This is a genomic window from Luteimonas deserti (assembly GCF_013425765.1).
Lineage (GTDB): Bacteria > Pseudomonadota > Gammaproteobacteria > Xanthomonadales > Xanthomonadaceae > Luteimonas > Luteimonas deserti.
On sequence record NZ_JACCJZ010000020.1, the window covers coordinates 35148 to 57506 of the forward strand.

The 22359-nt window shown below is 69.2% G+C and carries 21 protein-coding genes; 11 read left to right on the top strand and 10 right to left on the bottom strand.

Translation table 11 applies throughout. The annotated features are described in order from the left end of the window. The first annotated feature begins 9 nt into the window (after positions 1-9). Positions 10-1200 carry a 2-methylaconitate cis-trans isomerase PrpF gene (gene prpF, locus H0E82_RS12710; RefSeq protein WP_180545833.1) on the top strand — a complete coding sequence of 397 codons (1191 nt, stop codon included), beginning with the start codon at positions 10-12 and terminating at the stop codon, positions 1198-1200. Between the two features lie 521 nt (positions 1201-1721). Here the strand turns inward: prpF and H0E82_RS12715 are convergent. From H0E82_RS12715 to H0E82_RS12725, 3 genes are all read right to left on the bottom strand, one after another. Next, positions 1722-2333, bottom strand: a complete 612-nt coding sequence (locus H0E82_RS12715) for a glutathione S-transferase family protein (protein WP_180546552.1) — start codon at positions 2331-2333, stop codon at positions 1722-1724. An 83-nt stretch (positions 2334-2416) separates the two neighbouring features. Then, complete coding sequence (locus tag H0E82_RS12720) at positions 2417-2899, bottom strand: cell wall hydrolase (RefSeq protein WP_180545834.1); 483 nt, start codon at positions 2897-2899, stop codon at positions 2417-2419. Between the two features lie 374 nt (positions 2900-3273). Next, positions 3274-5322: an NADPH-dependent 2,4-dienoyl-CoA reductase gene (locus H0E82_RS12725; RefSeq protein WP_180545835.1), complete on the bottom strand. Its 2049-nt coding sequence runs from the start codon at positions 5320-5322 to the stop codon at positions 3274-3276. A gap of 174 nt (positions 5323-5496) precedes the next feature. On the opposite strand from H0E82_RS12725, the gene H0E82_RS12730 reads away from it, so the two are divergent. From H0E82_RS12730 to H0E82_RS12740, 3 genes are read left to right on the top strand one after another with little or no spacing between them, the layout of a single operon-like run. Beyond that, the gene (locus H0E82_RS12730) at positions 5497-6900 is read left to right on the top strand and encodes a hypothetical protein (RefSeq protein ID WP_180545836.1); all 1404 of its coding nucleotides are present in this window, start codon (positions 5497-5499) and stop codon (positions 6898-6900) included. Next, positions 6897-7616, top strand: a complete 720-nt coding sequence (locus H0E82_RS12735) for a hypothetical protein (protein ID WP_180545837.1) — start codon at positions 6897-6899, stop codon at positions 7614-7616. Before H0E82_RS12730 ends, H0E82_RS12735 begins: the two co-directional genes overlap by 4 nt. Further along, on the top strand, positions 7609-10410 hold the full coding sequence (locus H0E82_RS12740) for an AAA family ATPase (protein ID WP_180545838.1): 2802 nt from the start codon (positions 7609-7611) through the stop codon (positions 10408-10410). Before H0E82_RS12735 ends, H0E82_RS12740 begins: the two co-directional genes overlap by 8 nt. 203 nt (positions 10411-10613) lie before the next feature. Here H0E82_RS12740 and H0E82_RS12745 read toward each other — a convergent pair whose 3' ends face one another. Further along, positions 10614-11630 carry a zinc-binding alcohol dehydrogenase family protein gene (locus tag H0E82_RS12745; protein ID WP_180545839.1) on the bottom strand — a complete coding sequence of 339 codons (1017 nt, stop codon included), beginning with the start codon at positions 11628-11630 and terminating at the stop codon, positions 10614-10616. Between the two features lie 394 nt (positions 11631-12024). Here H0E82_RS12745 and H0E82_RS12750 point away from each other — a divergent pair, with 394 nt between their 5' ends. From H0E82_RS12750 to H0E82_RS12760, 3 genes are all read left to right on the top strand, one after another. Beyond that, positions 12025-13101 (top strand): OmpA family protein, encoded by a 1077-nt coding sequence (locus tag H0E82_RS12750; protein ID WP_180545840.1) that lies wholly within the window; start codon positions 12025-12027, stop codon positions 13099-13101. 232 nt (positions 13102-13333) lie between these two features. After that, positions 13334-13822, top strand: coding sequence for a hypothetical protein (locus tag H0E82_RS12755; RefSeq protein WP_180545841.1), 489 nt, complete (start codon positions 13334-13336; stop codon positions 13820-13822). A gap of 85 nt (positions 13823-13907) precedes the next feature. Then, entirely contained in the window at positions 13908-14660 is a 753-nt protein-coding gene (locus H0E82_RS12760; protein WP_180545842.1) for a pseudouridine synthase, read from the top strand. A 109-nt stretch (positions 14661-14769) separates the two neighbouring features. On the opposite strand, the gene H0E82_RS12765 is transcribed toward H0E82_RS12760, so the two are convergent. The 3 genes from H0E82_RS12765 to H0E82_RS12775 are packed head-to-tail and all read right to left on the bottom strand — an operon-like array spanning position 14770 to position 16818. After that, the gene (locus tag H0E82_RS12765) at positions 14770-15225 is read right to left on the bottom strand and encodes a DUF4426 domain-containing protein (protein WP_180545843.1); all 456 of its coding nucleotides are present in this window, start codon (positions 15223-15225) and stop codon (positions 14770-14772) included. Then, positions 15218-16075, bottom strand: coding sequence for a pyrroline-5-carboxylate reductase (gene proC, locus H0E82_RS12770; protein WP_180546553.1), 858 nt, complete (start codon positions 16073-16075; stop codon positions 15218-15220). Before proC ends, H0E82_RS12765 begins: the two co-directional genes overlap by 8 nt. A 47-nt stretch (positions 16076-16122) precedes the next feature. Then, the gene (locus tag H0E82_RS12775) at positions 16123-16818 is read right to left on the bottom strand and encodes a YggS family pyridoxal phosphate-dependent enzyme (RefSeq protein ID WP_328797028.1); all 696 of its coding nucleotides are present in this window, start codon (positions 16816-16818) and stop codon (positions 16123-16125) included. Between the two features lie 127 nt (positions 16819-16945). Between H0E82_RS12775 and H0E82_RS12780 the strand changes: the two genes are divergently transcribed. From H0E82_RS12780 to H0E82_RS12790, 3 genes are all read left to right on the top strand, one after another. After that, the gene (locus H0E82_RS12780; RefSeq protein WP_180545844.1) at positions 16946-17983 is read left to right on the top strand and encodes a type IV pilus twitching motility protein PilT; all 1038 of its coding nucleotides are present in this window, start codon (positions 16946-16948) and stop codon (positions 17981-17983) included. Positions 17984-18054: 71 nt separating this feature from the next. Then, positions 18055-19185, top strand: a complete 1131-nt coding sequence (locus H0E82_RS12785) for a PilT/PilU family type 4a pilus ATPase (protein ID WP_180545845.1) — start codon at positions 18055-18057, stop codon at positions 19183-19185. Between the two features lie 175 nt (positions 19186-19360). Further along, positions 19361-19987, top strand: a complete 627-nt coding sequence (locus H0E82_RS12790) for a superoxide dismutase (RefSeq protein WP_180545846.1) — start codon at positions 19361-19363, stop codon at positions 19985-19987. 59 nt (positions 19988-20046) lie between these two features. Here H0E82_RS12790 and H0E82_RS12795 read toward each other — a convergent pair whose 3' ends face one another. After that, the gene (locus H0E82_RS12795; protein WP_180545847.1) at positions 20047-20304 is read right to left on the bottom strand and encodes a hypothetical protein; all 258 of its coding nucleotides are present in this window, start codon (positions 20302-20304) and stop codon (positions 20047-20049) included. A 52-nt stretch (positions 20305-20356) separates the two neighbouring features. After that, a complete protein-coding gene (locus H0E82_RS12800) occupies positions 20357-20896 on the bottom strand; it encodes a DNA-3-methyladenine glycosylase I (RefSeq protein WP_180546555.1) in 540 nt (179 codons plus the stop codon). A 107-nt stretch (positions 20897-21003) separates the two neighbouring features. Between H0E82_RS12800 and H0E82_RS12805 the strand changes: the two genes are divergently transcribed. Further along, positions 21004-21459, top strand: a complete 456-nt coding sequence (locus H0E82_RS12805; RefSeq protein WP_180545848.1) for an FKBP-type peptidyl-prolyl cis-trans isomerase — start codon at positions 21004-21006, stop codon at positions 21457-21459. Here H0E82_RS12805 and H0E82_RS12810 read toward each other — a convergent pair. Further along, a complete protein-coding gene (locus tag H0E82_RS12810; RefSeq protein ID WP_180545849.1) occupies positions 21454-22332 on the bottom strand; it encodes a DUF72 domain-containing protein in 879 nt (292 codons plus the stop codon). The genes H0E82_RS12805 and H0E82_RS12810 overlap by 6 nt on opposite strands. Positions 22333-22359: the final 27 nt, after the last annotated feature.

Below are 22359 nucleotides of genomic sequence, written 5' to 3' on the forward strand. Positions count from 1 at the left end.
GAATCCGTCATGGCATTTGTCCCCCAGCTCCGCATTCCCGCCACGTACATGCGCGGCGGCACGTCGAAAGGCGTGTTCTTCCGCCTCGAAGACCTGCCTGTCGCCGCGCAGGTGCCCGGTCCCGCGCGCGATGCATTGCTGATGCGCGTCATCGGTTCGCCCGATCCCTACGCCAAGCACACCGACGGCATGGGCGGCGCGACCTCGTCGACCAGCAAGTGCGTGATCATCGCGCCCGCATCGGTGCCGGATCACGACGTCGACTATCTCTACGGCCAGGTGTCGATCGACAGCGCGTTCGTCGACTGGAGCGGCAACTGCGGCAACCTCAGCACCGCGGTGGGGCCGTTCGCGATCGCCAACGGGTTCATCGATGCGGCGCGCATTCCGCACGACGGCACCGTCGCGGTGCGCGTGTGGCAGGCGAACATCGGCAAGACCATCATCGTGCACGTACCGATCGCGGACGGGCAGGTGCAGGAGACCGGCGACTTCGAACTCGACGGTGTGACGTTTCCCGCCGCGGAGATCGTGCTGGAGTTCGTCGATCCTGCCGACGAAGGCGAGGGTGGCGGGGCGATGTTTCCCACCGGCCATCTTGTCGACGATCTCGAGGTGCCGGGCCTCGGCACAGTGCGCGCGACGATGATCAACGTCGGCATCCCGACCATCTTCATCGACGCCGCTTCGATCGGCTACGCCGGCAGCGAGCTGCAGGATGCGATCAACGGTGACGCGAAAGCGCTCGCGATGTTCGAGAGCATCCGCGCGCACGGCGCGGTGCGCATGGGGCTCATCAGTGATGTCTCCGAGGCGCCGAAGCGCCAGCACACGCCCAAGGTCGCGTTCGTCGCGCCGCCGCGCGATCACGTGGTGTCGAGCGGCAAGGCCATTGCGGCCGGCGATGTCGATCTGCTGGTGCGCGCGCTGTCGATGGGCAAGCTGCACCACGCGATGATGGGCACGGCCGCAGTGGCGATCGGTACCGCGGCGGCGATTCCCGGTACGCTGGTGAATCTGGCCGCGGGCGGCGACGCGCGCACGTCGGTGCGCTTCGGGCATCCCTCGGGCACCTTGCGCGTCGGCGCGGAAGCGATCGAAGTCGACGGCCAGTGGACCGTCGCCAAGGCGATCATGTCGCGTTCGGCGCGCGTGCTGATGGACGGCGCGATCCGCGTGCCCGGCGATGTCCTCGGTTGATCGATCCGGAGCGGGCACATCGCGCTTGACCTGCGTGGCCTCACGCACTAGCCGTCAGTTGATCCACAGCGGGTGTGGATGAATCGATGACAAGGCTGTGGGTAAGCGTCGCGAGGCCCGGTCGGAAGCGGGTCTCGAGAGGCTGGTGAATAATTCGCCAGCGGCGCGACGAGTCGCCGACGCAGCGCTTGACCCGCGCATCGGCACGTGCAGTCGACGCATTCCGGTCGGGTCACGCGCCGACACCTGCGTGCATCGGGGCATCGGTGAGCCGCCGCGTCATCGCAGGCGGGCCTGATCGCGCCGTCCCTCGCTGCGCCGACATTCCTGCGCGTCTGCGAGGCGGATGACGGAACGCGCAGGGGCCGTGTGTCCCGGAGACGAGCGCGCCGCGGAGCACACGCCAACGATCGACCTGGTTCATCCGGCACGGGGGCGCGACGCCCGCAACCGGCGCGCCCGTTGGCGATGTGCAGGAAGGTCCGGTCCTTCGCCGTGACTGTTCGCGCCCGGCGGGCTGCCTACAGCACGCCTTCGGCTTCCATCGCCGCGCGCACGCCCGCGTCGGCCGCCATGCGGGCATCGAACGCATGCAGATTGTCGAGGCCGCCCAGATCGAGCTTCAAACGCTTGGCCCACTGCAGGGTCACGAACAGATACGGATCCGCGATCGAACGCGTCCCGACGAGGTAGTCGCGGCCGCCAAGGTGTGCGTCGAGACGCTCGTAGTAGCCGCGGATCTTTTGCATCGCGTGCTTGCGTGTGCGATCGACCGCATCCGCATCCTCGAGATACTTGGTGCTGCCGAACAGCGGATGAAACGCGGGATGCAGATCGGCGTTGAGCAGCGCCAGCCAGCGGTTGACCTCGGCGCGACCCTGCGGCGAACCGTCACCGCCGAGCTTGGCCTCGGGATGGCTGTCGGCCAGATAGCCCAGGATCGCTGCGTTCTGGGTCAGCACCCAATCGCCCTCGACCAGCACAGGCACCGTGCCGGCGGGGTTGAGTGCGAGAAACTCCGGTTCCTTCATCTGCGTCGCGTCGACCACCCGCGCTTCGAACGGCCCGCCGATCCACTGCAGCACGATGTGGTCGGCCAGGGAACAGGCGCCGGGTTTGGTGTAGAGGGTCAGCATGCGGGCTCCGGGATGCGGAAAACCGCCATCATGCGCGCGGCACGCTGGTGACGGAACCCGGAGCGGAGGGCGGACCCGGATCAGCCCCGTGCGCGTGCGTCGCGCACGGCCGGGCTCGGGCGCAGAGGCTGCACGCGCAGGAAGGTGTGGTCGCCGATCGTCGCCACCTGCTGCGCATTGCGCCACGTGGGGGCGGCAATGGCGTGCGCCATGAAGTGGCTGGCTCCGGGGACGACCTGGCGACGCTGCTCGGGCGGCAGCGACCAGTTGCGTTCGGATTCCAGCGCCACACTGACCGCGCGCGTCCAGGCGTTGGTGTTCGCCAGACGTGTGTTCGGCGACAGGATCGTCGGCGCGAACTGGCGGCGCGCCGTGACCACCTCGCACATCGATTCGCCCCAGAGTCCGCTTTCCTGCCGGCGCAGGGCGACCTCGGCGACGGCTTCCTGCCCGCGGACCGACTGGTCGCGGGCTTCCAGATACACCGTGGTGCTCAGACAGAGCGAATCGGCGGCAGGGGGTGGCAGCACGGATGCCAGCCACATGACCCATTCCAGTTTCATCAAACGACTCCTTGCTGCGTTGCGCCGGCGCGCTCGTCCCCGTTCCGGTCAAGGAACGTGGACGGCCGCAGAAACCGGCATGGCGTATTGGGGAGGGCGGCGACTCTATGGCCTGCTTTCGCCCGGGCGCCGAAGTCCGCAAGAGGCGGATCGGGCCGGTGTCCTGCCGAAGGGGGCAGGACGAAGTGGGGGCACCCTATCGGCCGCTTTCACAATCAAACGTGAATGCGGGGCACTGGCGCGCTGGCGTCAGATGTGCCTTGCGGTCGACCCTTCTGCGTCCTATTCAGCTTCGAGCCCGTCGGTAGGCGCCTGGACCGGTCCCTCCGATCCTGAGCGAGCGCCGAGCGTCGAAAACAGCACGGCGTCGCACATCACAGACGCGCGGCGAGTCGACTGGCCTGCGCGATCGCACGCTTCGCGTCCAGTTCCGCGGCGACGTCGGCGCCGCCGACCAGGTGGACCACGCGTCCCGCCGCCTGCAGCGCGTCCAACAGGTCGCGGCGCGGAATCTGGCCCGCGCAGACGACGATGTGGTCGACCGCCAGACATTGCTCCTCGCCGTCGACCCGGACCCGCAGGCCCGCGTCGTCGACGCCGAGATACTCGACGCCCCCGAGCATCGTCACGCCCTTGGCCTTCAGCGTGCCGCGGTGGATCCAGCCCGTGGTTTTGCCGAGACGCGCGCCGGGACGGCCCGGACTGCGTTGCAGCAGCCACACGGACCGGGCGGGGGGCGCCGGCGCCGCCGGCACCAGGCCGCCCGGACGCTCGAACGTGGGATCGACGCCCCATTCGCGCATCCACGTCGCCGGATCCAGGCTCGGCGATGCGCCGGGATGCTCCACCAGGAACTCGCCGACGTCGAAGCCGATGCCACCCGCACCGATGATCGCCACGCGCGCCCCCGGCACGACGTGGCCTTCGAGCACGTCGACATAGCCGACCACCTTCGGATGCTCGGAGCCCGGGAAGTCGACCTGGCGCGGGACGATGCCCGTGGCCAGTACCACGACATCGAAGCCGGTGAGGTCGTCGGCGGCGACGCGGGTGGACAGCCGCAGATCGACGCCGGTGTCGGCGATGCGCTGGCCGAAGTAGCGCAGCGTCTCGTTGAACTCCTCCTTGCCCGGAACGCGTCTGGCCAGGTTGAACTGCCCGCCGATCGTGTCTGCCGCGTCGAACAAGGTGACCCGGTGCCCACGCTCCGCGGCCACTGTCGCGCAGGCCAGGCCCGCCGGACCCGCACCGACCACGGCCACGCGCAGCGGCGTTGCAGCCGGGAAATAGTTGAGTTCGGTTTCCGCGCATGCGCGCGGATTCACCAGGCAGCTCGCGGTGCGGTTCTGGAACACGTGATCGAGGCAGGCCTGGTTGCAGGCGATGCAGGTGTTGATGCGTTCGGGCGTGCCGGCGCGCGCCTTGGCCACCCATTGCGGATCGGCCAGTAGCGGCCGCGCCATCGACACGATGTCCGCCGCGCCGCCGGCGAGGAGGCGTTCGGCCACGTCGGGCATGTTGATCCGGTTGGTCGCCACCAGCGGCAGCGAGACATGCGGACGCAGCTTGGCGGTGACGCCGGCGAAGGCGGCGCGCGGCACCGAGGTGGCGATCGTCGGCACCCGTGCCTCGTGCCAGCCGATCCCGGTGTTGAGGATCGTGGCGCCGGCAGCCTCGATCGCCTGCGCCTGGATCACGATGTCGTTCCAGGCCGAGCCCTCCGGCACCAGCTCCAGCATCGACAGCCGGTAGACGATGATGAAATCGTCGCCCGCGGCCTCGCGCACGCGGCGCACGATCTCGGTCGCGAAGCGCATGCGCTGCGCGGTGTCGCCGCCCCAGGCGTCGTGGCGTGCATTGGTGCGCCGGCTGAGGAACTGGTTGATCAGATAGCCCTCGCTGCCCATGATCTCGACGCCGTCGTAGCCGGCCTCGCGTGCGAGCTTGGCGGCATGCGCGTAGGCACCGATCGTGCGGTCGACACCGCGCGTCGACAGCGCCCGCGGCGTGAACGGATTGATCGGCGCCTTGATCCGGCTCGGCGCGACCTGCAGCGGGTGATAGCCATAGCGGCCGGCGTGCAGCAGCTGCAGGCAGATCTTCGCGTCGTGGCCGTGCACGGCGGCGGTCACCTGCCGGTGCCGGCGCGTCTCCCAGCGCCACGACAGCTTGCCGCCGAAGGGCTTGAGCCAGCCGGCGATATCGGGCGAGAAGCCGCCCGTGACGATCAGGCCGACGCCACCTGCCGCGCGTTCGGCGAAATAGGCCGCGAGCTTGGGGAAATCCGCGGCGCGATCTTCCAGGCCGGTGTGCATCGATCCCATCAGCACGCGGTTGCGCAGCGTGGTGAATCCGAGGTCGAGCGGCGCGAGCAGGTGCGGATAGGGCGATGCGCTGGCGACAGGGGCGGAAGCTGGCGTCATGGGTGGGATACGCTGGCGTATGGACCGGGCAGCGTGACCGGAAAGCCGGTCGGCCGCAACCGGCGCACGGCGGGGACGCAGCGGCCCCTGTCAAGAGTTGTCAGTGACCGCGCGGGCGCCGACCATGGCGCCCCACCAAGACGGACGGCCGCCATCCAAGCGTTCCAGGACTACTTGCGCGACGGGGTCGACGCGGCCGACCTGCCGGAGCTGCACCCCCTGCTCGGCGCGCGTGAGCAGATCCGCGCGTTCTCCACGCTGTTCCACGGCGGCGAGGAAAGCGTGATGGTGCGGCTTCTGGTGCTGCGCACGCTGGGCGCGCGCGGCGAGGCACCGGACTGGAGCCCGCAGGAGCTGCGCGAGCACTTCGCCTACCTCGACGCGGTGAAGTTCGGCACCGTGCTCGACCGCCTGCGCGACAACGGATTGCTGCTGTGGGAGGCCCAGTCGCAGCGCTACCGGATCAGCCCGGCGGGCCGGCAGGCGCTGTCGGCGCTCGGTCTGTTGCTGCAGTTCAATGCCGAAGGCGACGACCTGGCGTATGTCACCGCGCAGCTCGCCGCCGGACAGGCGGCCGGCCGCGTCGGCGCCGCCGATCTCCAGCATCTGCTCTCGCGCCTCAACGAACTGCGCGACGACTTCGACCAGGCCGTGCTTAGCGGCTCCGAGCACCGCATCCGCCGTGCCGCCGACACCCTGCAGGCGGTGTGGCGCTGGGTGGAGAAGGGCACCGAACTGATCCACGCGATCGCCGCCGACGGCGAGCTCGACACCGCCACCCACCGCGTGGCCCAGCAGATCGGCCGCGCGCAGAGCGCGCTGCTGCGGCAGGCGTCGGTGTTCCAGCGTGCGCTCAACCAGCTCGACCGGCATCGCGTGCATCTGGGCGCGAGCGGCCTGTCGTCGTCCGACGTCAACCGCTTTCTGCGCGACCGCGACATCGCCGGTCTCGCATCGCTCGCGGACGGCGCGCTGTGCACGTCGCCGCAACCGGCGTTCGCACTGGCCGCGATCGCGCTCGATGTCGCCGAATACGAGCTGGTCGAACGCGAGCGCGCGGAACGCGACGACACCACGCTGCCGCCCGCACGCAGCGCGCCGCAGGACTTGGACGCCCCGGCGGCGGCAGCGCAGGACTACCACGTCGCCGAGGACTGGCTGGCCCAGCTGGTGGCCATCGAATCCGAAGCGCCGCTCGCCGACTGGGTGCCGCAGTCGGGTTTCGCGGTCAGCGCCTACCGGCTGTCGCTGCTCGGCCTGATCGGCGACGCCGGCGCGGAGCAGCGCAGCGGCGTCGGCGCCGAACTCGCGCGCCTGTCCGTGCGCTGGCGCGTGGGCAACGGCCTCGATGCCGTGGGCCGCGCGGGGGTGCACAGCATGAGCCGCGGCGTGCTGCTGCCGGACGGCGTCGACGTGCCCGATCGCCTCGCCCCGTGGCCTGCGCCGGCCTCGGCGTGCGAGGCCGCCGGCGACGACATCGACACCACCGTCTCGCCCGGTCTCGAGGCCGACGCGTCTTCTTCCCCGGTGACGCGTCCGCGCACGCGCCGCCGCCGTGTTCCGGATTCCACCGCATGAGCGATACCACCGCCTCCCTGATCGCACGCCTGCTGGCCGAGCGCTGGTTGCCACGCGACGACCACGCCGTGCGCCGCGTGCTCGTCGATGCCGAACTGCGCGACGATCTCGACCGCCGCCTCGCCGCCGCCGGCCTGCGCCTGCTCGAACATCCGTATGCCGCGCACGTGGCCGTCGGCATCGCGCGCGCGCAGGAGGCCGACGTCTTCGGCCATGGCGATGCCTGGGCGGCGAGCAATCTGCAGCTCAGTCGCGACACCACCGCGCTGCTGGTCGTGCTGTGGGCCTTGCTGGTGCTGCCCAAGCGCCAGCGCCAGATCACGCGGCAGGAGGTGGAGCGCCAGCAGGACCAGGAGCAGATGTTCGCCGAGCTCAAACCGGTGCCGGTCGGCGCCGAGATCGTCGAACCGGTCAACGAGCGCACGCTGCTCGCCGATTACGGCGACCGCCTCGGCGGCAAGCAGCGCATCCAGATGAATCTGGGCACGCTCAACCGGCACGGCTTCATCGTCCGCCGCAAGGAGCGCATCCAGGAAGGGCCGCTGCTGGACCTCGCCTTCGATTACGAGCGCATCGCCGGCCGGGTGATGGACGGCGCGCTGGCATTCGTGATCGCCGAGGCCCGCGCGGCGCGCCCCGACACCGGCGACGCGCCCGAACCGGACCCGGACGACGCAGCGACCGCCGACACGGCAGAGGACACCGACGATGTTTGAATTCCGCAGCCTCGAAGTCGTGCACTGGGATTACTGGCAGCGCTATGCCCTGCCGCTCGACGCCTCGATCATCACCGTCGTCGGCCCCAACGGTTCGGGCAAGACCACGCTGCTCGATGCGCTGCGCACGTTGCTGGCGATCGACGACCGCGAGATGGCGCGCGACTACAAGACCTACCTGCGCCACAACGGCAAGCCGGTGGCGTGGCTGCGCGCGGTGGTCAGCAACCCGGTCGACCGCCGCGGCAAGCGCGCATTCTTTCCGTGCATGGACGAGCAGGTCACGCTGGCCTGCCGTGTGCGCAAGCGCGGCGGCGACTGGAGCCGCGACTACCAGATCGTGCCCGGCGACGTGCCGGTGGAAACACTCGACGCCGGCGGCGAATGGCTGGGCGTGCGCGACTACCGCGTGCGTCTGGCCGGCGCCGGCCTGAGCCGCGCGATCTGCCGCGTGCTCACGCTGGAGCAGGGCGCCACCGACAAGCTGTGCCAGCTCTCGCCGCGCGAACTGCTGCAGCTGGTGTTCGACGTGTTCGAGGACAAGGTCGTACTCGACGACTATCAACGTGCCCGCGCCGAGCAGTTCGACACCGAGAAGGAAATCGCCCAGCTCCAGCACGGGCTCGACGAACTGCATCTGAAGCTCGAATCGGCCAAGGCCGACGTGCGCTCGTTCGACGAGGGCCAGGCGCTGCGCCGCGAGCGCCAGCGGCTGGAAACGGAAGTCGCACCCAAGGTGGAGCTGGCGGATCTGCGTGCGAGCATCGACGGCACGCGGCCGCGGCTCGTCGGCCTGCGCCGCGCCCAGCACGAACGCCGCCACGCACTCGCGGCGCTGCAGGCGCAGGATGCCGAGGCCACGCAGCGCCGCGATGCCCTGCAGGCCGCCCTCGCGCGGGCGCTGGCCGAGCAGCGCGAGGCGGAATCCGGCTTCACCACCGCGCGTGATCGCGCGCGCGATGCCGAAAGCCTGGTGAAGCGGCACGACCACCTGGTCCAGTTGCAAGCCGCGCGAGGCGAGGTGGACGTGGACGCGCTCAGCCGCGGCATCGAGCAGGGCCGGCAGCGCCAGGCCGAACTCAAGTTCGAAGCGCATCGCGACCGCGCGCGCGAGGGCGAACTCGCCGCGCAGCTGGCCGCGCTCAGCGGCGGCGGCCGTGTCGTCGAACCCTTCGAGCGCGATTTCCGTGCGGCGCTCGACCAGGCCGGCATCGCGCATCGCGTGTTGACCGAACTGGTCGAGATCATCGATCCGCAGTGGGCGGTCGCGGTCGAAGCCGTGCTCGCGCCGTACCGGCACCTGCTGGTGCTCGAGAACCCGCGCGATGCCCGCCGGGGCTGGGCGCTGGGCGAGGCGATGCAGTACCGGCATTTTCTCGTCGCCGACCGCGCGCCGGTCGAACGCGCGACGCGCGGCTCGCTGCTGGAGGTCGTGCGTTTCTCCGCCGATCCTCCCGCCTGGCTGCCGCGTCAGCTCGACCGTATCCAGCGCGTCGCCGATGTCGAGGCCGGTCACGCCTTGTCGAAGGGACAGGACTGGATCACCGCCAAGGGCTACCTGCGCGAACATCGCGGCGGCCGGCACATCGGCGGCCGCCAGCCGCATTTCGGTGCCGGCGCCCGGCAGGCACGGGTGGCCGACCTGCGTGCGGAGCAGGCGACGCTGCGTGAACGCGCCCAGGCGCGCGAGGTCGAACTCGTCGAGCTCGGCCGACGCCTCGACGCCGACCAGGCGCGCCTGCTCGGGCTCGACGCCGGGCAGGAACTGGTCACCCGGGCCGCGGAATTCGCCGATGCGTCGGAGCGCCTGCCTGCGCTCGCCGAGGCCGCCCAGGCGGCGGCGACGGCACTCGAGGCGGCACGCGCCGCCGTGGCCGAATGCATGGCCCGTGACAAGGCCGACAGCATCGCCGCGGCCGAACGCACCGGGCGGCTCGGGGGCCTCGCCCACGAGATCGAACAGGCCGGACGGCAAATGACCCAGGAGCGCCAGCTGCTGGTCCAGCGCATCCTCGAGTTCCGCCGTCGTCGCGCGCAGATGCCACCGGCCTGGCGCAGTGCCGCCGTGCTGCGCGCCGCGCGCGAGGAATTCGAAAGTGCGAACGCGGTGCGTCGCGAACTGGAGCGCCTCGACATGCGCCTGGCCTCCGGTGGGTTCGTCGAGGACGAGGGCTGTGTCGCGCTGCGCGACAAGTTCGCCGCCGACCACGCTGGCATGGAGGCGGCGATCGGCCAGCGCGAGGCGCATCTGCATCGCGCCCGTCGCATCACCGAGGACGCCCGCGGCGCGTATCTCAACGTGCTGCGCGCCACGGTGCGCCGCTACCGCCGCAACCTCGTGGCGCTGGGCGAACTGGCCGGCATCGGCGTCGAGGCGGAAATGTCGGAGCTGGTCAACGACGACGTCGCGCTGGCCCAGGCCGGGCTCACCGTGCGCTTCGACTTCGACCGCAAGGGCTGGATCGGCCTCGACGACGGCGAGGCCTCGGGTGGGCAGCAGGTGATGAAGTCGCTGTTGCTGCTGGTGGCCCTGCTGCGCGACGAGGACCAGCCCGGCGGCTTCGTGTTCATCGACGAACCCTTCGCGCATCTCGACGTCGCCAACATCGAGAAAGTCGGCCGCTTCCTGCGCAGCACCGACGCACAGTACATCCTGACCACGCCGATCACCCACAACATCAACGTGTTCGAACCCTCGGACCTGGTGCTGGCGACCAGCAAGCGCCGGCCGCAGAGCACCTGGGCCGATCCGGTCGCCATCCTCAAGCGCGATCGCACCGCGGACGCGGCCTGAGTCGAGCGCCTTCGAGTCGCGACGGCCGAGCGCGGCGCCCGGGCGGCTGCCTGCCCAACGGCCACGCGCCGGGCGAGTGGGGCACCCGGGTGCCGCGCGGATGCAGGAACGGGAACGAGATACGTGGGCGGGACGCGAATCCCATCCCGAAAAGATGTCGCTGCTGCGCGCGCCCGCGGACGACGGGCCTGGTCGCTCGACCCTTACCAGCCCGAAACCGCGAGTTTGCCGATCGTGCGTCCGCTTTCGAGCCGGCGATGGGCGTCGCGCAGGGTCGCCGCGGAGATCGGCGACAAGGTGTCGGTCAGCGTGCCGCGCAGTGCGCCGGCATCGACCAGCTCGGCCACGCGCGCCAGGATACGGCCCTGCTGGGCCATGTCCGCGGTCTTGAAGCGCGCGCGGGCGAACATGAATTCCCAGTGGATGCCGATGCACTTGGACTTGTAGGGATCACCGATCTTCAGCGCACCTGCCGGCTCGACGATCAGCCCCACGTGCCCCAGTGGCGCCAGCAGCTCGCCCAGCACATCCCAGTAGCGATCGGTATCGGCGAAATTGAGCGCGGCATCGACGGCTTCGACGCCGAGCGCTTGGAGCTGGGGGGCGAGATCCCGGCGATGGTCGACGACATGGTCGGCACCCAGCGCGCGGCACCACGCCGCCGTCTCCTCGCGGGACGCCGTCGCGATCACGGTGAAGCCCGCGAGCTTCGCGAGCTGGATCGCGATCGAACCGACGCCCCCCGCGCCGGCGATGACCAGCAGGGACCGGCCCGCTCCGCCACCCTCGATGGAATACGGCATGCGCTCGAACAGAAGCTCCCAGGCCGTCAGTGCGGTCAACGGCAGGGCGGCGGCCGCGGCGAAATCGAGCGAGGCCGGCTTGCGCGCGGCGATACGCGCGTCGACGAGCTGGAACTGGGCATTGCTGCCCGGCCGGGTGATGTCGCCCGCGTAATAGACCGCGTCGCCGACCGAAAACCCCGTCACCTCCGCACCGACGGCATCGATGACGCCGGCGGCATCGTAGCCGAGGATGCGCGGCGTCGATTCCACCTGGGCCTTCGGCGCGCGCACCTTGGTGTCGACGGGATTCACCGAAACCGCCTCGACCCGCACACGCAGGTCGGATGGTCCCGGCTCCGGCAGCGGGAGTTCGACGTCCAGCAGCGATTCCGGATCGTCGATCGGCAGATAACGGGTGAGGGCAACGGCTTTCATGCGGACTCCTTGACGAACGAGCGCGCATGTTCGCGCGTCCCGGCACCGCATGGTGACGACGGAAACCGGCGCACGCGCGTCCGGAATCGGTTCGCATCGTTGCGCCAGGAGACTGCCTGCATGAAAAAAACGGTAGGCCCGTGTGATGACGCGAATGGACCATTCTTGACGCCACGCGCACATCGCCGCTCTGACAATCCGCGCCGTTGAGGGTTCCCGCTCTACCCCAAGCCCGGATGAATGCTAAGGCGTTGTGTGGTTGGAATCTTTTAACCGTTACATTAGTGTTAACAACGCCTTCACGCAGCTGACTTTAGGCTATGTCCCAAGGCGTGCGTTGCGGACGCCTCACTTTGCCCTGACGCATTCCCCCTTCACAAGGAGCTCGTACAACATGAATAAGAAACTCCTCGTCGCCGCCCTGCTGGGTGGCCTCGGACTGGCCCACACTGCCAGCGCCCAGGAGTTCGACGATCGCTGGTACCTGACCAGCTCGGCCGGCTTCAACTTCCAGGCCAATGATCGTCGCACCAACGACACCCCGTTCGTCACCCTCGGCATGGGCAAGTTCATCAGCCCGAACTGGTCGGTCGACGGTGAGCTGAATTATCAGAACCCGGGCTTTGACAGCAGCGTCGAAGGCGCGAACCGCGACCTGAACTGGAGCCAGTACGGCATCTCGGTCGACTTCCGCTACCACTTCATCAATGAAGAGCGCAGCTGGAACCCTTACCTGCTGATGGGCGTGGGCTACCAGCGCTCGGAAGAAGAGTTCGATAACTTCCCGAGCCCGGATTCCCCGGGTCAGCGCGAGGAGGGCAACCTCGCTGCCAAGGTCGGCGCCGGTCTGCAGTCGACCTTCGCCAACCGCGTCGCCGTGCGCGCCGAAGTCGCCTACCGGGCCGATTTCGACGACAACAGCATCGCCGCGAATGGTGCGCGTGACTGGGCAGGCTACCCGCACAACTCGAACGAGAGCTACTTCGGTGACGTGATGGCGTCGGTCGGCGTCGTGATCCCGCTCGGCCCGCCGCCGGTGGCACCGGCTCCGCCGGCTCCGCCGCCGCCGGCACAGGCGCCCGCGCCCGCCCCGGCTCCGGCTCCGGCTCCGATCACCATCGATCTGAACGGCGTCAATTTCGACTTCGATCGTTCGACCCTGCGTCCGGATGCTGTTGCGATCCTCAACGAAGCCGTCGAGATCCTGCGTCGTTATCCCGAGCTGCGCGTCGAAGTCGCCGGTCACACCGACTCGGTCGGTACCGACGCCTACAACCAGCGTCTGTCCGAGCGTCGCGCCCAGGCGGTCTATGACTTCCTGACCAGCAATGGCATCGGTTCCGACCGCCTGGTGGGCCCGACCGGTTACGGCGAGAGCCGCCCGATCGCGCCGAACACCAATGCGGACGGTTCGGACAACCCGGAAGGCCGTGCGCGCAACCGCCGCACCGAGCTGAACGTCCAGAACTGATCGGACGTCCGGTTGTACCTGGAAAGCCCGGCCTCGCGCCGGGCTTTCTTTTTGCGCGTGCCTTTTGCGCGTGATGCTTCACAGCCACGAGTGTGGATGCGAGTGCCGTCATGCTCCTTGTGAGGCACGGCCACGTCACCCCGCTTTGGTGAATGCGGGTGGAGTTAATTTTTCCTTGTGGGCTATGTACTTGGGGCATACACTTCAGGCCGATTCGACCCGGAGCCTCCCTGTGCGCGCCATCCTGTTCCTCTCGCTCGCCGTTTCCCCGTTCGCTGCGCAGGCAATCGACTGCGCCAATGTCGATGCGGGCGCAGCCCGCCCGGTACAGGCCGCCGCGCTGGCGCCGGTTTCGCCGGAACTCGACGCCCCGAGCTACCGGCTCGGAACCACCGCGGTTCTCTCGCGCGCCTACGACGATGCGCAATCGGCGGACCAGGTGGTGTTGCGGCTGGACATCGAGCAGTGCCAGAACGTCGCGATGGCCGCACCCGCCGCGGGTGCGGTGAGTGCCAACGATCCGGCCGCCTATGTCAAGCAGACCGAGTTCGACAATACGCCGTACCGGTTCAACATGACCCAAGGCGGCAAGCGGATGACCGCGGACGATTTCGATGCGTGGCTGAAGTCGAACGGTTACACCGTGGGCAGCCGCCGCGTGGATCCGAACGCGCCGGCCGTCGAAGCCGCGGTGCCGGGCGAGGCGACGCCGGCCGAATGAGCCGGCTCACCGCGTGGCATGCAACGGCCTGCGAGAGCGGGCCGTTGTCGTGTCCGGACACGGGGCCTGCCGAAGGCTGCGCCGAATGAGCGGGCGGCCGAACCGGGAGGGCGTACGCCACGGCCTGGCGCGTGTGCTGTCCAAGCGCGGTCTGTGCTCGCGCAGCGAGGCGGAGCGTCGTGTGCGCGAAGGCCGGGTGCGGGTGGCCGGGCGGGTGGTCCGCGATCCGGAGTATCCGGTGTTGCTGGATGCGGCGAACATCGAACTCGACGGGGTGGGCGCGAGCGCGGTCGCTCACCGCTATCTGATGCTCAACAAGCCGCGCGGCCTGGTCACCACCGCCCAGGACGAGCGCGGTCGCGACACCGTGTATCGATGCTTCGGGGATGCCGAGCTGGGCTGGATCGCGCCCGTCGGTCGGCTCGACAAGGCCAGCGAAGGCCTGCTGCTGTTCTCGAGCGATCCTGCGTGGGCGGCCGGTGTGTCGGATCCGGCCCGCGGGCCCGTCAAGACCTACCACGTGCAGATCGAGGGGCTGCCTGACGACCGTCTGCTCGCCGCTCTGCACGCGGGAATCGAAGACGCGGGCGAGTGGCTGCGCGTCGGCGCCGCGCGTGTGCTCCGGCTGGGCGGACGCAATGCCTGGCTCGAGGTCGTGCTCGACGAAGGCAGGAACCGGCAGATCCGCCGCCTGCTCGGCGCGCACGGCATCGCGGTCATGCGTCTCGTGCGCGTGGCGATCGGGCGGATCGAGCTCGGCGGACTGGCCAAGGGCGCCTGGCGGGAATTGACCGATGGCGAGGTCGCCCAACTGCGGCCCGGTGCACGCGCGGACTGAGGCCCCGCTGCGCCGGGGTGCGCGGCAATCCTGGAGACTCCAGGCCGGCGCGGGCCACCCGCAAGGCACGTGCGGTCCACGGACCGCCGGGCCCGGCGTCCGCCGCTCTTCAGGGGCCGATGTCCCGATGGAATTCGAGTGCAAGCCGACGCCCCGACACGTCGGCGATCTCCAGCGCCACGCGCAGGGTGTCCGGCGGAGTCGTGCGGACCAGGGCGACATATTCGGGCGCATCGCCGGCCCGCACCTCGCGGAACTCGAGCGGCTGGCTCACGCCGCGCAGATCGCGCACCCGCCCCTGCACGCGCGCAGGCACGGCGTGCCCGCCCTCGCGCAGGGCGACCACGACGAGCACCTGTCCTCTCCGACGCTCGACACCGTAGCGCGACGCGATCGCGGCCCCGAGCGCCGCCGTCGGAACCAGTGTCGCGGTGACCTCGGCATCACCGAGCATCGCGGTCGCAGGCGGATCGGCGGCCGTGGTGTCCGGGCCCTGCGCCGGCGGCGCGCCGCAGGCGCACAGCAGCGCCGCGGCGAGCAGTGCCGTCGTGGCCCGGTCAATCATTGGCTGCAGCCAGTTCCGCGCCGCGGCGCGTTGCGCGGTCGATCGCCTCGCCCATCAGGGTGCGCAGGCCGCCGCCTTCGAGGACCTCGATCGCCGCCTGTGTGGTGCCGCCGGGCGACGTGACCCGGCGACGCAGCTCCGAGGGCGTCGCGCCGTCCTCCACCAGCATGCGCGCAGCGCCGAGCACCGTCTGCTGCACCAGGGTGCGTGCGGCGTCCGCCTCCAGTCCCTGCGCGACCGCGGCCGCCTCCATGGCTTCGGCCAGCAGGAAGACATAAGCCGGCCCGCTGCCGGAGACCGCCGTGACCGCATCCATCTGCGCTTCCGCTTCGAGCCAGACGGTGTCGCCCGCGCTGCGCAGCAGGGCGTCGGCGTACGCGCGTCCGGCGGCATCCACATTGGCGTTGGCATACAGGCCGGTCACGCCGGCGCCCAGCAGGGCCGGGGTGTTGGGCATCGTACGCACGATGGCCAGATCGCCACCCAGCCAGCGCTCGAGCTGGACGGCGGTGATGCCGGCCGCGATCGACAGCACCAGCGGGCGAGCACTGCGCGCCTCGTCAGCCAGTGCGGTGCAGACCTCACGCATGACCTGCGGTTTGGTGGCCAGCACCCACGTCACGGCGCCGGCGACCGCGTCGGTGGCGTGTGCGAACGCCGCCACGCCGAAGTCGCGCGTCAGCGCCGCACGCGTGTCCGCATCCGGATCGACGACGCGGATCCGCTCAGGCGGGGTGCCGCGCGCGGTCAGGCCCCCGATCAGGCTGCGGGCCATGTTGCCACCGCCGATGAAGGCGATCGGGCTGTCGAACAGCGGGGAAGCGGCGGCGTCGGACTCGGCCATGCGCATCGGCTCGGAAACGGGCGGAAGCGCGATGGTAGCCGGTCGCGCCAGGGTCATCGGGGGACGCGCGGGCGGGCGCCGAACAGGGCCGAGCCGACGCGCACCATGGTCGCGCCCTCGGCGACCGCGACTTCCAGATCGTCGCTCATGCCCATCGACAGGGTGTCGATACCGGGGTCGGCGCCGGCGACCAGGTCGAACAGGCGCCGCATGCGCACGAATGCATCGCGGCGCGCATCGGGATCGGGATGTGGCGCCGGGATCGCCATCAGTCCACGCAGGCGAAGGCTCGGTGCAGCGCGGATCGCCTCGACCAGTGCGCCCACATCCTCGGGGCGGCAGCCATGCTTGCTGGATTCGTCGTCGATGTTCACCTGCACCAGCACGTTGAGGGGCCCGCGCGCGGCCGGACGGTGTGCGGCGAGGGCATCGACGAGCTTCCGGCGATCCACGGTCTGCACCCAGTCGAACACCTCGGCCGCCTGCCTGGCCTTGTTCGATTGCAAGTGGCCGATGAGATGCCATTCGAGTCCCAGACCGGACAGCGCCTGGATCTTGCCGGCAGCCTCCTGCACATAGTTCTCGCCGAAGGCGCGCTGTCCTGCCGTGGCCACGGCGGCGAGGGCTTCGGCGCCATGGGTCTTGCCCACGGCCAGCAGCCGGACCGGCGCCACCCGTCCCGCGTCGCGACGCGCGCGATCGATGCGGGCGAGGAGTGCCTCGAGGGTGGCGGCGGCGGTATCGGGCACGGTGGATCTCCTTCGCGGTGGGCTGGCTCCGGGGCGCGGATCCGGGTCTATACTGCCGCCGGGGACAGGGTGCCACCAGCCGACGGGCCGGGCGCGCGCCGTGCGGATCATCATCAAGGGGTGTTGCATGGATATCGCCGAACTGTTGGCGTTCTCGGTCAAGAACAAGGCGTCGGACCTGCATCTGTCGGCAGGCCTGCCGCCGATGATCCGGGTCGACGGCGACGTGCGTCGCATCAACATCCCGGCGCTCGAGCACAAGCAGGTGCACGCGCTGATCTACGACATCATGTCGGACAAGCAGCGCCGCGACTACGAGGAATTTCTCGAGGTCGACTTCTCGTTCGAGATTCCGGGCCTGGCGCGCTTCCGCGTCAACGCGTTCAACCAGAACCGCGGCGCCGGTGCGGTCTTCCGCACCATTCCGTCCGAGGTGCTGACCCTCGAAGACCTCAACACGCCGCCGATCTTCCGCCAGCTGATCGACCAGCCGCAGGGTCTGATCCTGGTGACCGGGCCGACCGGCTCCGGCAAGTCGACCACGCTCGCGGCGATGCTCGACCACATCAACAAGAACGAATACGCGCACATCCTCTCGGTCGAGGATCCGATCGAATTCGTGCACACCTCGCAGAAGTGCCTGATCAACCAGCGCGAAGTGCACCGCGACACGCACGGCTTCAACGAGGCGCTGCGCTCGGCGCTGCGTGAGGATCCGGACTACATCCTGGTCGGCGAATTGCGCGACCTCGAGACCATCCGCCTGGCGCTCACCGCCGCGGAAACCGGCCATCTGGTGTTCGGCACGCTGCACACATCGAGCGCGGCCAAGACCATCGACCGCATCATCGATGTCTTCCCCGCCGGCGAGAAGCCGATGGTGCGTTCGATGCTGTCCGAATCGCTGCGCGCGGTGATCTCGCAGGCGCTGCTGAAGAAGGTCGGCGGCGGCCGGACCGCGGCCTGGGAAATCATGGTCGGCACGCCCGCCATCCGCAACCTGATCCGCGAGGACAAGGTGGCGCAGATGTATTCGGCGATCCAGACCGGCCAGTCGGTCGGGATGATGACGCTCGACCAGCATCTGCAGGACCTGGTGAAGCGCGGCCTGATCACCCGGCCGCACGCCAAGGAATACGCCAAGGACAAGCGGCTGTTCGAGTGACGGACCGCGCTTTTTGATGCGCTCGCGGCCACGCACGGCCGCGGCGCGAGTCGGGATCCCGGAGGATCGCCATGAGCAGTATCGATTTCACCTCGTTCCTCAAGCTGATGGCCCATCAGAAGGCCTCGGACCTGTTCATCACCGCCGGCATGCCGCCGTCGATCAAGGTGCACGGCAAGATCTCGCCGATCACCCAGAATCCGCTGACCCCGCAGCAGGCGCGCGATCTGGTGCTCAACGTGATGACCCCGCCGCAGCGCGAGGAATTCGAGAAGACCCACGAGTGCAATTTCGCGATCGGCGTTGCCGGCGTCGGCCGCTTCCGCATCTCGTGCTTCTACCAGCGCAACCAGGTCGGCATGGTGCTGCGCCGGATCGAGACGCACATCCCGACGATCGAGGAGCTCAATCTTCCGCCGATCATCAAGACGCTGGCGATGACCAAGCGCGGCATCGTGATCTTCGTCGGTGCGACCGGTACGGGTAAGTCGACGTCGCTGGCCGCGATGATCGGCTATCGCAACCAGAACTCCACCGGCCACATCATCACGATCGAGGACCCGATCGAATTCGTGCACAAGCACGCGGGCTGCATCATCACCCAGCGCGAGGTCGGCATCGACACCGACAGCTGGGACGCCGCGCTGAAGAACACCCTGCGCCAGGCGCCGGACGTGATCATGATCGGCGAGGTGCGCACGCGCGAGGGCATGGATCATGCGATCGCCTTCGCGGAAACCGGCCACCTGGTGCTGTGCACGCTGCATGCGAACAACGCCAACCAGGCGATGGACCGCATCATCAACTTCTTCCCCGAAGACCGCCGCAACCAGCTGCTGATGGACCTGTCGCTCAATCTCAAGGGCGTGGTCGCGCAGCAGCTGATTCCCACGCCTGACGGCAAGGGCCGGCGCGCGGCGATGGAGATCATGCTCGGAACGCCGCTGGTGCAGGACTACATCCGCGACGGCGAGATCCACAAGCTCAAGGAGGTCATGAAGGAATCGACCAACCTGGGCATGAAGACCTTCGACCAGGCGCTGTTCGAGCTCTATCAGGCCGGCGAGATCTCCTACGAGGACGCGCTGCGCTACGCCGACTCCGCGAACGAGGTGCGCCTGCGCATCAAGCTCGCCCAGGGCGGCGATGCGCGCACGCTGTCGCAGGGACTCGATGGGGTCGAGGTGGCCGAGGTGCGCTGAGCCCGCGTCCACGGCCCATGCAACGCCCCGTCCTGCGGGGCGTTGTCGTATCCGGGCTGCGCAACGCAGTGTTGCCCACGCCCGTCACGTCGCGGCGGTATGGTGAGGACCCGTTGTCGCCAACTTGACCCCCGTCAGGGGACAATGTCGCGCATTCATTCAAAGGAGACCGCTGATGGCCTACACCCTCCCCGAGCTGGGCTACGCGTACGACGCGCTCGAGCCGCATATCGATGCCAAGACGATGGAAATCCATCACACGAAGCATCACCAGACCTACATCAACAACGCCAATGCCGCGCTCGAAGGCACGGAATGGGCCGACACGCCGGTCGAAGAGCTAATCGCCGATCTCGACGCGCTGCCCGAAGACAAGCGCGGCCCGCTGCGCAACAACGCCGGCGGCCATGCCAACCATTCGCTGTTCTGGACGGTCATGTCGCCCAATGGCGGCGGCAATCCGGTCGGCGATGTCGCCAAGCACATCGACAGCGATCTCGGTGGCTTCGACGCGTTCAAGGAAGCCTTCACCAAGGCCGCCGTCAGCCGTTTCGGCAGTGGCTGGGCGTGGCTGTCGGTCGACAAGAGCGGCGCCCTCAAGGTCGAGAGCAGCGCCAACCAGGACAATCCGCTGATGAAGGGCATCGGCTCGGGCAACACCCCGATCCTCGGCCTGGACGTCTGGGAGCATGCCTACTATCTGAATTACCAGAACCGCCGCCCGGACTACATCGCCGCGTTCTACAACGTGGTCGACTGGAACGAGGTCGAGCGCCGCTACCAGGCAGCGGTCAAGGGCTGAGTGTTTCGCCTCGAAGTGATGCCCATTCCGGCCGCGAAAGCGGCCGGAATGCTGTCGGGCTACCGACCCGGATTGCCGCCGCGGGGCAGTGACAGCGTGATCCACGCCAGCAGCAGGCAGGCGACGAAGCTTCCGGTCAGATACGACAGCGCACGCAGCGGGGACGGACCGAAGACCCACAGCGCCTGATCGCAACTGATCGGCCCGGACGCGCGCCACTGCTGGAACCAGGAGGGAGGCGCGAGCGCCTCGACATGCATCAGGCTCGCACCGGTCGGCAGGCCGATCAGGGCGCACAGTCCCAGCAGCACCAGCATCGCTCGACGCAGGATGTCGCCGGTTGTGGGGTTCCGCTCCCTGGCGCCCTTTCTATGCGCGCTTCGCACGCGCGATCTCGCGCATCACCGGACAGTCGGGGCGGTGGGCGCCCGGGAGGTAGCCAAGGCTCATCAGGAATTCACCGGTGATCTCGCCACCGGTAAAGCGGAAGGTCTTCTTGAACAGCTTGACCCAGGAGGCCTTCTCGCGCGGTGCGCCGTCTTCGAGCGCATGCACGTCGAGCCAGTCCACGAAGCCGCCATGACTGGCGCGCAGGGTCTGGATCACCTGCGCGTTGTGGATCGCCGCATCGATCTTGAGCCGATTGCGGATGATCGAGGCATCCGCGAGCAGACGCGCGCGATCCCGTTCCCCGTAGGCCGCCACCGTATCGACGTCGAAGCCGTCGTAGGCGGCGCGGAACCCGTCGCGCTTGCGCAGGATGGTTTCCCAGCTGAGGCCCGCCTGGTTGATCTCCAGCAGCAGGCGCTCGAACAGCACCGCTTCTTCACGCTGCGGAAACCCGTACTCGGTGGCGTGGTAGGACGCGTGGACGGGGTGCCCCGGGGCGATGTCGCAATAGCCGCTCATCCATGCAGCATAGGCGGGGCGGCCGTGCACCGCCATCGGGTGCGGCACCGGTTGCGTGGCGCGTCCGCTCCACGCGACCATGCGGCATCCCACGATGGAACCCGTTGATGGACATCGCCCACCGCCGCATCGCCACCGTGCACTTCACCTTGTCCGATGCATCCGGCTCGCGCATCGCCACCACCCGTGGGCACGACCCGCTGGTCTACATGCACGGCAGCGGCTCGATCATCCAGGGGCTGGAACGGGCGCTCGAGGGCCGCTGTGCAGGTGAGACCTTCACCGTCGAGATCCCGCCCGAGCAGGGCTTCGGGCCGCGGCATGAAAGTCTGGTCCAGCGCCTCCCGCGTGACACCTTCACCGGCAGCAGTGTCCCGGCCGTCGGCGAGAAGCTGCGAGCGCAGACCGAGCGCGGTCCGCTCGACGTGATCGTGACGGCGCTGGACGACGAGACGATCACCGTCGACGGCAACAATCCGCTGGCCGGCCGCACCCTGCGCGCGGAGGTGGAGGTGGTGGGCGTGCGCGTGGCCACCCCGCACGAGATCCAGTTCGGCCTATGAGTGGCGTCCACCCAGGCGGCGGGCGAGGGCCTGGGCATCGAATGGCGCATGCACCTTGGCGTCGTTGTCGAAGTAGCAGTAGACGTCGCGACCCTGCGCGAGCACCGGGCTGCGCGGCGCGTGGCGTCGGGCATCGCGCGGCTCTCCGCCAGCGGCCCAGCGCATGATCCGCGTGCGCCAGGCGGCGAGCGCCGCGTCGCCGTAGCCGCTGGTGTAGAGCTCGGTATCGCCGTGCAGCCGGATGTAGACGAAGTCCGCGGTCATGTCCTCCATCACCGGGTAGCGGCCCGCGCTGTCGGAGACGACCAGGGCCACGCCGTGCCGACGCAGCATGGCGATGCAATCAGGGTCCCGGAAGCTCGGGTGACGCACCTCCAGGGCATGGCGCAGCGGCCGGCACGGCAGCCGTGGCAGGGCGGTGCGGCCCGTCATCCGCGCACGTTCGCGGCGCACGGCGAGTGCGCGGGCGGCGTCGGTGTCCCGGGGCAGGAGGTCGAGGAAGGCATCGAGCACAGCGCGCTCGTAACGCAGGGTCGGTGGCAGTTGCCAGAGAAACGGGCCGAGACGATCGTCCAGGGCGAGCACGCCGGACGCGAAGAAGTTCGCCATCGGCGCAGCGACGTCGCGCAGCCGTTTCGTGTGGGTGAGGAAGCGCGGGCCCTTGATCGCGAACACGAAGCCGTCCGGCACCGCGTCGCGCCAGGTGCGCCAGCTGGCGGGCGATTGCAGGGAATAGAAGGACCCGTTGATCTCGAGGGTCCGCACACGACGGGCCGCGAACGCGAGCTCGTCGCGCTGGCGCAGGCCATCGGGATAGAACACCCCGCGCCATGGTGCGTACCGCCATCCGGAAATGCCGACCAGGACTGCCATGGCGCGATGCTGCCGCGATCGGTCGTC